The sequence below is a fragment of the Streptomyces sp. NPDC085931 genome (assembly GCF_044540565.1).
Lineage (GTDB): Bacteria > Actinomycetota > Actinomycetes > Streptomycetales > Streptomycetaceae > Streptomyces.
Map to the genome: position 1 here is coordinate 80,274 of NZ_JBITSK010000002.1, position 10,219 is coordinate 90,492.

Here is a 10,219-nt window from a genome sequence, read left to right on the forward strand (position 1 = left end):
ATGCGTTCCTCACCCGTTTCCGAGGTCCCGTGGCCGTCCCCGCTAGGAGATGCCGAGGTCGTTCTCGATGAAGTCGAAGAGTTCGTCCGCCGCGGCGGACTCCAGGCGGTCGGTGATGTCGTCGCCGGTCGCCGCGGCCGGTGCGGCGGCGGTCGCGGTGCCGCCGATGCGTCCGAGCAGCGACTGCAGGCGGGCGCCGATGCGGTCGAGCCGGGCGTCGCCGGCCGGCAGCCCGGACAGGGCCGCTTCCAGCCGGTCGAGGTCGGCGAGGACGGCGCCGGCCGCGTCCGTGTCGTCGGTGAGCCGGCCGAGCAGGTGTCCGGCGAGCGCGGTGGCGTTGGGCTGGTCGAACAGGAGCGTGGCCGGCAGGGCGAGACCGGTGGCGGCGCCGATCCGGTTGCGCAGTTCGACCGCCGTCAGCGAGTCGAAGCCGAGGGCGTTGAACGCCTGCGTGGCGCCGACCCGGTCGGCGGAGGCGTGCCCGAGGACGGCGGCGGCCTCGGTGCGCACCAGGCCGACCAGCGTGCGTTCCCGTTCGGCGGGGGTCTGTCCGGCCAGCCGGGCGCGCAGGGCCTGCCCGGCGTCCGCGTCCGCGCTCTCGGGACGCCGGGCGAGCAGTTCGCGCACCTCGGGCAGTTCGGCGAGCAGCGGGCTGGGCCGGGAGGTGGTGAAGCCGGGGGCGAACCGCGCCCAGTCGATGTCGGCGACGGCGAGCACGGCGTCGGTGCGTGCCGTGGCCCGGCCGACCGCCTCCACCGCCCGGTCGGGGTCGAGGGGGCTGATGCCGCCGCGGCGCATGCGGGCCTCGGTGCCGGCGTCCCGGGTCGCCATGCCGCCGCCCGCCCAGGGGCCCCAGGCCAGGGAGGTGGCCGGCAGGCCGGCGGCGCGGCGCTGTTCGGCGAGCGCGTCGAGGCAGGCGTTGGCGGCGGCGTAGTTGGCCTGGCCGATGGTGCCCAGGGTGCCGGAGACCGACGAGTACAGGACGAACGCCGTCAGGTCCCGGTCCCGGGTGAGGTCGTGGAGGTTGCGGGCGGCGGCGAGCTTGGGCCGCAGCACGCGCTCCAGGGCGTCGGCGTCCATGCCGTCGATGAGCCGGTCGTCGAGCACGCCGGCGGTGTGCACGACCGCGTCGACGGGGTGCTCGGCCAGCAGGGCGGCGAGCGCGTCCCGGTCGGCGACGTCGCAGGCGGCCAGGACGAGTGCGGTGCCGGTGCCGGCCAGGGTCTCCTCGAGGCGGGCGGCGCCGGGCGAGCCGGGGCCCGAGCGGCTGACGGCGACGATCCGGGTGGTACCGCGGGAGGCGAGCCAGGCGGCGGTGCGCAGGCCGAGGGCGCCGGTCGCGCCGGTGAGCAGGACGGTGCCCGTCCAGTCGGGCGACGTCCCGGCGGGCCGTGCGGCGGGGACGCGTTCGAGGCGGCGCAGGAAGGTGCCGGCGGCGCGCACGGCGGTCTGGTCCTCGCGGCCGTCCGCCAGGACCGCGCACAGCCGGCGGGCGATGTCGGGGGCGAGGGCACCGGTGCCGGCGGGCAGGTCGACCAGTCCGCCCCACAGCTGCGGGTGTTCCAGCGCGGCGGTGCGGCCCAGGCCCCATACGGCGGCCTGTTCGAGTGCGGCGGGCGCCTCGTGGCCCAGCACGCCGGCCGCGCCCGCGGTGACGGCCCACAGGCGGGTGGTGTCCGGGCCCGTGGCCCGGTCGGCGAGGGCCTGCACGAGGGCGGTGGTCGCGGCGAGGCCGGCCGGGACGGCGCGGTGGCCGGGCAGCGGCCGGGTGTCGGCGGCCAGCAGGGACAGCACGCCCGCGGGCGCCGGGCCGTCCTCGCGGGCGGTGTCGTAGGCGGCGGCCAGGGTCGTGCGGTCGGCGCCCGCGCAGTCCACGGGCAGGACGCGGACGTGGGCGCCGTGCGCGGTGAGTGCCTCGGCGATCGACGTGGCCCAGGGGCCGCCGTCCAGTGAGCCGGGGACGGCGAGCAGCCAGGTGCCGGTGAGGGCGGCGGTGGCGCCGTCGGCGGCGGGCCGCCAGGTGACGCGGTGCTCCCAGCGCTGTTCCTCGGCGTGCCTGCGGTCCGCGCCGCGCCAGGCGGCGAGGGCGGGCAGGACGGCGCTGAGCGGGGCGTCCGCGTCGAGGTCGAGCCGCTCGGCCAGGGCTGCCGGGTCGGCGGCCTCGACCAGGTCCCAGAAGTCGCCGTCGGCCGCGGGCGCGGCGGTCCGAGCGGACGGTTCCAGCCAGTAGCGCTCGCGCTGGAAGGCGTACGTCGGCAGGGCGACGGGCCGGGCGCCGGCGTCGGCGGGGTGGGCGGGCAGGTCTCCGCGGCCGTGCGCGTGCAGGGTGGCGGCGGCCAGCAGCGCCGCGCGCGTCTCGGGCAGGTCGCGCTGGAGGAGGGGCACGGCGGTGACGGCGGCCGGGTCGCCGACGCCGTCGCGGACCAGGGGGGTGAGGGTGGCGTCGGGGCCGAGTTCGAGGCAGAGGGTGACGCCCTCGGTCTCCAGGGCGCGCACCCCGTCCGCGAAGCGCACGGCCTCGCGGACGTGGCGCACCCAGTAGTCCGGGGTGCACAGGTCCTCGCCGGCGCACAGGGCACCGGTCAGGTTCGACACCACGGGGACGGCCGGCGGCGCGTAGCGCACGCGCGCGGCCACCTGCCGGAAGTCCTCCAGCATGGCGTCCATCAGCGGCGAGTGGAAGGCGTGGCTGACCCGCAGGCGCCGGGTCCGGCGGCCGCGCGCGGCGAACTCGGCGGCGACCGCGTCCACGTCGTCCGCGGCGCCGGAGACCACGACGGAGACGGGCCCGTTGACGGCGGCGATCGCGACGCGGTCGGCCCGGCCCTCCAGGTACGGCAGCACCTCCGCCTCGGTGGCCTCGACGGCGGTCATCGCGCCGCCCTCCGGCAGCGCCTGCATGAGCCGGCCGCGCGCGGCGACCAGGGCGCAGGCGTCGGCGAGGTCGAGCACCCCGGCGGCGTGCGCGGCGGTGAGCTCGCCGACGGAGTGCCCGGCCAGTACGTCGGGCCGGACGCCCCAGGAGGCGGTCAGGGCGTGGGCGGCCGTGCCGAAGGCGAACAGGGCGGCCTGGGTCCAGGCGGTGCGGTCCAGCAGCGCCGCCTCGGCACTGCCCTCGGCGGCGAGGACGACCTCCCGCAGCGGCGGTCCGTCCAGGTGCCGGTCCAGTTCGGCGCAGACGGCGTCGAAGGTCTCGGCGAACACCGGGTGGGCGGCGTACAGGTCGCGGCCCATGCCGGGGCGTTGGGCGCCCTGGCCGCTGAACAGGACGGCGAGGCGGCCGCCGTCGGCAGCGCCGGTGACGACGTGGCCGGCGCTCTCGCCGGTGGCGACGGCGGCGAGGCCGGTGAGCAGTTCCTCCCGGTCCTCGGCGACGACGACGGCCCGGTGGCGTTGCGCGTGGCGGGCCGTGACCAGGGTGTGTGCGAGGTCGCGCGGGTCGTGGTCGGCGGTGCGCAGGTGGGTGCGCAGCCGGGCCGCCTGGGCGCGCAGCGCCTCGGGGGTGTGCCCGGAGACGGGGTGGGCGCGCGGCACGACGGCCGCCGCGTCCCGTTCGGGAGCGGGTGCGGGGGCGGGGGGCTCCTCCAGGACGACGTGGGCGTTGCTGCCGCTGATGCCGAAGGAGGAGACGCCGGCCCGGCGGGGGCGTCCTTCGCGGGCGGGCCACGGGCGGGGCTCGGTGAGCAGTTCGATGGTGCCGCTGGACCAGTCGATGTGCGGGGAGGGTTCGTCGACGTGCAAAGTGCGGGGCAGTTCGCCGTGGTGCATCGCCATCACCATCTTGATGACGCCGGCGGCGCCCGCGGCGGCCTGGGTGTGGCCGAAGTTCGACTTGGCGGAGCCCAGCAGCAGGGGCCGCCCCTCGGGACGCTCCCGGCCGTAGGTGGCGAACAGGGCCTGGGCCTCGATGGGGTCGCCGAGGGTGGTGCCGGTGCCGTGCGCCTCCACGGCGTCCACGTCGGCGGCGGAGAGTCCGGCCGAGGCGAGGGCCTGGCGGATGACGTGCTGCTGGGAGGGGCCGCTGGGGGCGGTCAGGCCGTTGGACGCGCCGTCCTGGTTGGTGGCCGAACCGCGGACGACGGCGAGCACCGGGTGCCCGTTGCGCCGGGCGTCCGACAGCCGTTCCAGCAGGAGCATGCCGACGCCCTCGGAGAAGCTGGTGCCGTCCGCGGCGGCGGCGAACGCCTTGCAGCGGCCGTCGGCGGCCAGGCCGTTCTGCGCGGTGAACTCGGTGTAGGTGCCGGGGGTGGCCATGACGGTGACGCCGCCGGCCAGCGCCATCGAGCACTCCCCCCGCCGCAGCGCCTGGGCGGCGAGGTGCAGGGCGACCAGGGCGGAGGAGCAGGCGGTGTCGACCGTCATCGTCGGCCCCTCCAGGCCGAAGGTGTAGGCGACCCGGCCGGAGATGACACTGCCGGACACGCCGAGGCCGATGTAGCCCTCCATGCCCTCGGGGATGTCGGCGAGGCCGGACGCGTAGCCGGAACCCATCGCGCCGACGTACACGCCGGTGCGGCTGCCCTGCTGGGCCAGCGGGTCGAGGCCGGCGCGCTCGAAGACCTCCCAGGACGTCTCCAGGAGCAGGCGCTGCTGCGGGTCCATGGCGAGGGCCTCGCGCGGGGAGATGCCGAACAGGGCGGCGTCGAAGTGGGTGGCGCCGTGCAGGAAGCCGGCCTCCAGGCCGGGCAGCCGGTCCAGGTCCCAGCCCCGGTCGGTGGGGAAGGCCCCGATGGCGTCGCCGCCCTCGGACACGAACCGCCACAGTTCCTCGGGGGAGGTGACTCCGCCGGGGTACTGGCAGGCCATGGAGACGATGACGACGGGGTCGTCGTCGCCCGCGGCGGCGGTGGCGGTCTCGGCCGTCTCGGCGCTGCCGGCGAGTTCCTGCCGCAGGTGGCGGGCGAGGGCGCTGGGCCTGGGGTGGTCGAAGACCAGGGTGGCGGGCAGCCTGAGTCCCGTTTCGGCGTTCAGCCGGTTGCGCAGGTCGACCGAGGTGAGGGAGTCGAAGCCGAGGTCCTTGAAGGACTGTTCGCCGTCGACGGCGCCGGCCGAGCCGTGGCCGAGGGCGACGGCGGCGTGGCGGCGCACCACGTCCAGCAGCAGGCGTTCCTGCTCGGGTCCGGTGAGTGCGGCCAGGCGCCGCAGGAGTGCGGAGGAGTCGGCGCCGTCCGCGGTGCGGGCGGTGCGCCGGGCCGGTGCCGGGACCAGGCCGTGGAGCAGGGCGGGCAGCCGGCCGGCCGCGGCGGCGGCCCGCAGCGCGGCGGGGTCGGTGCGCAGCGGGGCGAGCACGGCCTCGTCGGATGTGAGCGCCTCGTCCAGCAGCCGCAGGGCGTGCGCGGGGGCGAGGGCGGGCAGTCCGGAGGCGGCGATGCGGCGTACGTCGCCGTCGTCGAGGCCGCCGGTCATGCCGCCGTCGTGCTGCCACAGGGTCCAGGCGAGCGAGACGGCGGGCAGTCCCTGGGCGCGGCGGTGCTGGGCGAGGGCGTCCAGGACGGTGTTGGCGGCGGCGTAGTTGGCCTGTCCGGCGCCGCCGAGGAGGCCGGCGGCGGAGGAGAACAGCACGAAGGCGGTGAGGCCGGCGTCGCGGGTGGCCCGGTGCAGGGCGAGCGCGGAGTCGGCCTTGGCGCGCAGGACGGTGGCGAGGCGGTCCGGGGTGAGGGAGGCGAGGACGCCGTCGTCGAGGACGCCGGCGGTGTGCACGACGGCGCGCAGCGGGTGCTCGGCGGGGACGGTGGCCAGGGCGGCCGCGAGGGCCGCGGGGTCGGCCGCGTCGCAGGCCTCGATGCGGACGGCCGCGCCGTGGGCGGTGAGTTCGGCGGCGAGCTCGGTGGCGCCGGGGGCGTGCGGGCCGCTGCGGGAGAGCAGCAGCAGGGAGCGCACGCCGTGCGTGGTGACCAGGTGCCGGGCGACGAGCGCACCGAGCGCACCGGTGCCGCCGGTGATCAGGACGGTGCCGTCCGGGTCCCAGGCGGCGGTCCGTGCGGCGTCGGGGCCGGCGGGGTTCTCGGCGGCGTTCCGCGCGGTGCCCGCACGCGTCAGCGAGGGCGTGAGCAACCGGCCCTCGCGCAGGGCGAGTTGCGGTGCGCCGGAGGCGACCGCGGCGGCCAGGGCGGTGCGGGAGGCGTCGGTGCCGTCGAGGTCGGCGAGGACGATCCGGCCGGGGTTCTCCGTCTGGGCGGAGCGCACCAGACCCCACAGGGCGGCGGCGGACAGGTCCGGTACGTCCTCGTCCCCGGCGGCGACGGCGCCCCGGGTGACGACGACCACAGGGGCGTCCCGGGTGCGCTCGTCGTCGAGGAGGGTGTGCAGGGCGTCCAGGGCGCGGGAGGCGACCGCGGCGGGGGTCTCGCCGGGTGCGGAGGCGAAGGGCAGGACGGCGGCGGTGCAGCCGTCGGCGCCGAGCGCGGGCCAGTCGGGGACCAGGTCCGACGGGTCCTCGGCGGCCAGGCGCCAGCCGTCCGTGGCCGGCGCCCCGGGCAGGTCGGCGGCCGTCCAGCGGACGGCGTACAGCGCTCCGTCGGCCGGCCGGGCGGCGGGCGTGGCGTCCGCGGACAGCGGGCGGCTGACGAGGGAGTCGACGGTGGCCACGGGTCGTCCGGTGCCGTCGGCGACGCGCAGCCGCACCGAACCGCCCGGGCGCTTGTCGAGCCGGACGCGCAGGGCGGTGGCGCCGACGGCATGCAGGGTGACGCCGCTGAAGGCGAAGGGCAGGCCCACTCCCCCGCCGTCGCCGTCCGCCTCGCCGCCGCCGGTGAGCTGGGCGTGCAGGGCGGCGTCGAGGAGCGCGGGGTGCAGTCCGAAGCGGGCGGCGTCGCGGTGCTCGTCCTCGGGCAGGGAGACCTCGGCGTACCGGACGTCGCCGTCGCGCCAGGCGGCGCGCAGGCCCTGGAAGACGGGGCCGTACTGGTAGCCCTGGGCGGCGAGCGCGGCGTAGAAGTCGTCCAGCGGGACGGGACGGGCGCCGGCGGGCGGCCATGCGGTCAGGTCGTCGCCGGCCGCGGCGGGGGTGGCCGGGGCGAGGACGGCGGTGGCGTGCCGGGTCCAGGGGGTGTCGTCGTCGGCGTCCGGGCGGGCGTGGACGGCGACCGTGCGGCGGCCCGCGTCGTCGGGGGCGCCCAGCACGATCTGCAGCTGCACGCCGGTGCCGTCGGGCAGGGCCAGCGGCGCCTGGAGGGTGAGCTCCTCCAGCAGGCCGCAGCCGACCTCGTCACCGGCCCGCAGGACGAGTTCGACGAAGGCGGTGCCGGGCAGCAGGACGGTCCCGGAGACGGTGTGGTCGGCGAGCCAGGGCTGGCTCCGGGTGGACAGGCGGCCGGTGAGCAGGACCCGGTCCTCGTCGGCGACGCGGACCACGGCACCGAGCAGTGGGTGCCCGGCGCCCGCGAGACCGGCACCGCTGACATCGCCGGTCTGTGCGGCGGGCCGCAGCCAGTACCGCTCGCGGGTGAAGGCGTAGGTGGGCAGCTCGATCCGGGGGGCGTCCGGCCCCGGGCCGCCGAGGAGGCGCTCGTGGTCGACGGGCACACCGTGGGCGTGGGCCCCGGCCACGGCGGCCAGCAGGGTGGCCGGCTCGGGGCGGCCCTTGCGCTGCAGGGGCAGGCAGACCCGCTCGGTGGTGTCGTCGGGCAGGCAGGTGCGGGCGAGCGCGGTGAGGGAGGCGTCGGGGCCGAGTTCGAGGAAGCGGGTGACGCCCCGCTCGACGAGGTGGCCGACGCCGTCGGCGAAGCGGACGGTGTGGCGCAGGTGCCGTACCCAGTAGTCGGCCGAGGCGAGTTCCTCGGCGGTGGCGGCACGGCCGGTGAGGTCGGAGACGACGGTGATCCGCGGCGGACGGGCGGTGACGCTCTCGGCGACGCGCCGGAACTCGTCGAGGGCGCCGTCCATGCGGGCGGAGTGGAAGGCGTGCGACACGCGCAGCCGCCGGGTGGTCCGGCCGTGGGCGCCGAGTTCGGCGGCGACCGCCTCGACGGCCGCGGTGCTGCCGGAGATCACGGTGGCGCGGGGCCCGTTGACGGCGGCGACGGACACGGCGTCGCCGTGCGCGGCGAGCAGCGGGGTCACCTCGTCCTCGGCCGCGTCGATTGAGATCATGGCGCCGCCCTCGGGCAGTGCCTGCATGAGCCGGCCGCGGGCGGCGACGAGCCGGCAGGCGTCGGCCAGCGACCACACGCCCGCGACGTGGGCGGCGGTCAGCTCGCCCAGGGAGTGGCCCAGCAGGTACTTGGGGGTGATGCCCCAGGACTCCAGCAGCCGGAACAGGGCCACCCCGAAGGCGAACAGGGCCGGCTGGGCGAGTCCCGTGGCGCGCAGGGCCTCCTCGTCGCCGGTGTGCAGGACGGTGTCCTTGAGGGACAGGCCGAGTTCGGGGTCGAGGTGGGCGCAGACCTCGTCGTAGGCGCGGGCGAAGGCGGGGAAGGCGTCGTACAGGTCCCGGCCCATGCCGGGGCGCTGGGCGCCCTGCCCGGGGAACAGGAACGCGGTGCCGCCGCGCAGGGTGCGGCCGGTGACGACGGCCGGGTGCTCCTCGCCGTCGGCGAGGGCGCGCAGCGCGTCGCGTGCGGCGGCGGTGTCCGGGGCGAGGACGGCGGCCCGGTGCTCGAAGGCCTGCCGGGTGGTGGCCAGGGCGCGGGCGGTGTCGTGCGGGTCGTGCCCGGGGTGGGCGGTGACGTGGTCGAGGAGCCGTGCGGCCTGGCCGCGCAGGGCCTCGGCGCTGCGCGCGGACAGGAACCAGGGGGCCAGGGGCAGCGGTTCGGCCGGAGCGGCCGTCGGGGTCGTGTCGTCCGCCGCGGGCTCCGGCTCGGGTGCGGCCTCCAGGATCGTGTGGGCGTTGGTGCCGCTGATGCCGAAGGAGGAGACGGCGGCCCGGCGCGGGCGGTCGCCGGTGTCCGGCCAGTCGGCGGGCTCGGTGAGCAGGCGGACGTGTCCGGCGTCCCAGTCGACGTGCGTGGAGGGCGTGTCGACGTGCAGGGTGCGCGGCAGCCGGCCGTGCCGCAGCGCCATCACGGTCTTGATGACGCCGGCGACTCCGGCGGCGGCCTGGGTGTGGCCGAGGTTGGACTTCAGGGAGCCGAGCAGCAGCGGCCGTTCGGCGGGCCGGTCCTGGCCGTAGGTGGCCAGCAGGGCCTGGGCCTCGATCGGGTCGCCGAGGGTGGTGCCGGTGCCGTGCGCCTCGACGGCGTCGACGTCGGCGGCGGTGAGACCGGCGTTGGCGAGGGCCTGCTCGATCACCCGCTGCTGGGCGGGGCCGTTGGGGGCGGTCAGTCCGTTGGAGGCGCCGTCGGAGTTGACGGCGGAGCCGCGGACCACGGCGAGCACGGGGTGGCCGTTGCGGCGGGCGTCGGAGAGGCGTTCCACCAGGAGCAGGCCGACGCCTTCGGACCAGCCGGTGCCGTCGGCGGAGTCGGCGAACGCCTTGCAGCGGCCGTCGGGCGCCAGGCCGCGCTGCCGGCTGAACTCGAACAGCAGGCCGGGGGTGGCCATGACGGCGACGCCGCCGGCCATCGCGAGGTCGCACTCGCCGTTGCGCAGGGCCTGCACCGCCCAGTGCAGGGCGACGAGGGAGGAGGAGCAGGCGGTGTCGACGGTGACGGTGGGGCCCTCCAGGCCGAGGACGTAGGAGATGCGGCCGGAGGCGACGGAGGTGGCGTTGCCTGCCAGCATCAGGCCGTGGACGTCCTCGGGCACCTCGACGGGGCCCTGGCCGTAGCCGGAGGTGGCCGCGCCCACGAACACGCCGGTGGCGCTGCCCCGCAGGGTCTGCGGCCGGATCCCGGCCCGCTCCAGCAGTTCCCAGGAGGCTTCCAGCAGCAGGCGCTGCTGGGGGTCGGTGGCCAGGGCCTCGCGGGGGCTCATGCCGAAGAAGGCCGCGTCGAAGGCGGCGGCGTCGCGGAGGAAGCCGCCCTCCCGGGTGGAGAAGGTGCCGGGGCGGTCGGGGTCGGGGTCGTAGCGGTCCTCGATGTCCCAGCCGCGGTCCGCGGGCAGCGCGCCGATGGCGTCGCCGCCCGTGTCGACGAGCCGCCACAGGTCCTCGGGGCTGCGGATGTCGCCGGGGAAGCGGCAGCTCATCGCGACGATGGCGATCGGCTCGCGGACCCGGTCCTCCGCCTCGCGCAGCCGGCGGCGGGTCTGCCGCAGTTCGCCCGTGACCCGCTTGAGGTATTCCACGTACTTGTCGTCGTCAGCCACGTGTGTCACTTCCTTGAACCCGGCGGGGCCGGGG

1 protein-coding gene is annotated in these 10,219 nt (G+C 77.5%); it reads right to left on the bottom strand.

The window, feature by feature from the left end; all coding sequences use genetic code 11:
* Window positions 1-42 precede the first annotated feature (42 nt).
* Window positions 43-10,185 carry a type I polyketide synthase gene (locus ACIGAN_RS03675; RefSeq protein WP_399854661.1) on the bottom strand — a complete coding sequence of 3,381 codons (10,143 nt, stop codon included), beginning with the start codon at window positions 10,183-10,185 and terminating at the stop codon, window positions 43-45.
* Window positions 10,186-10,219: the final 34 nt, after the last annotated feature.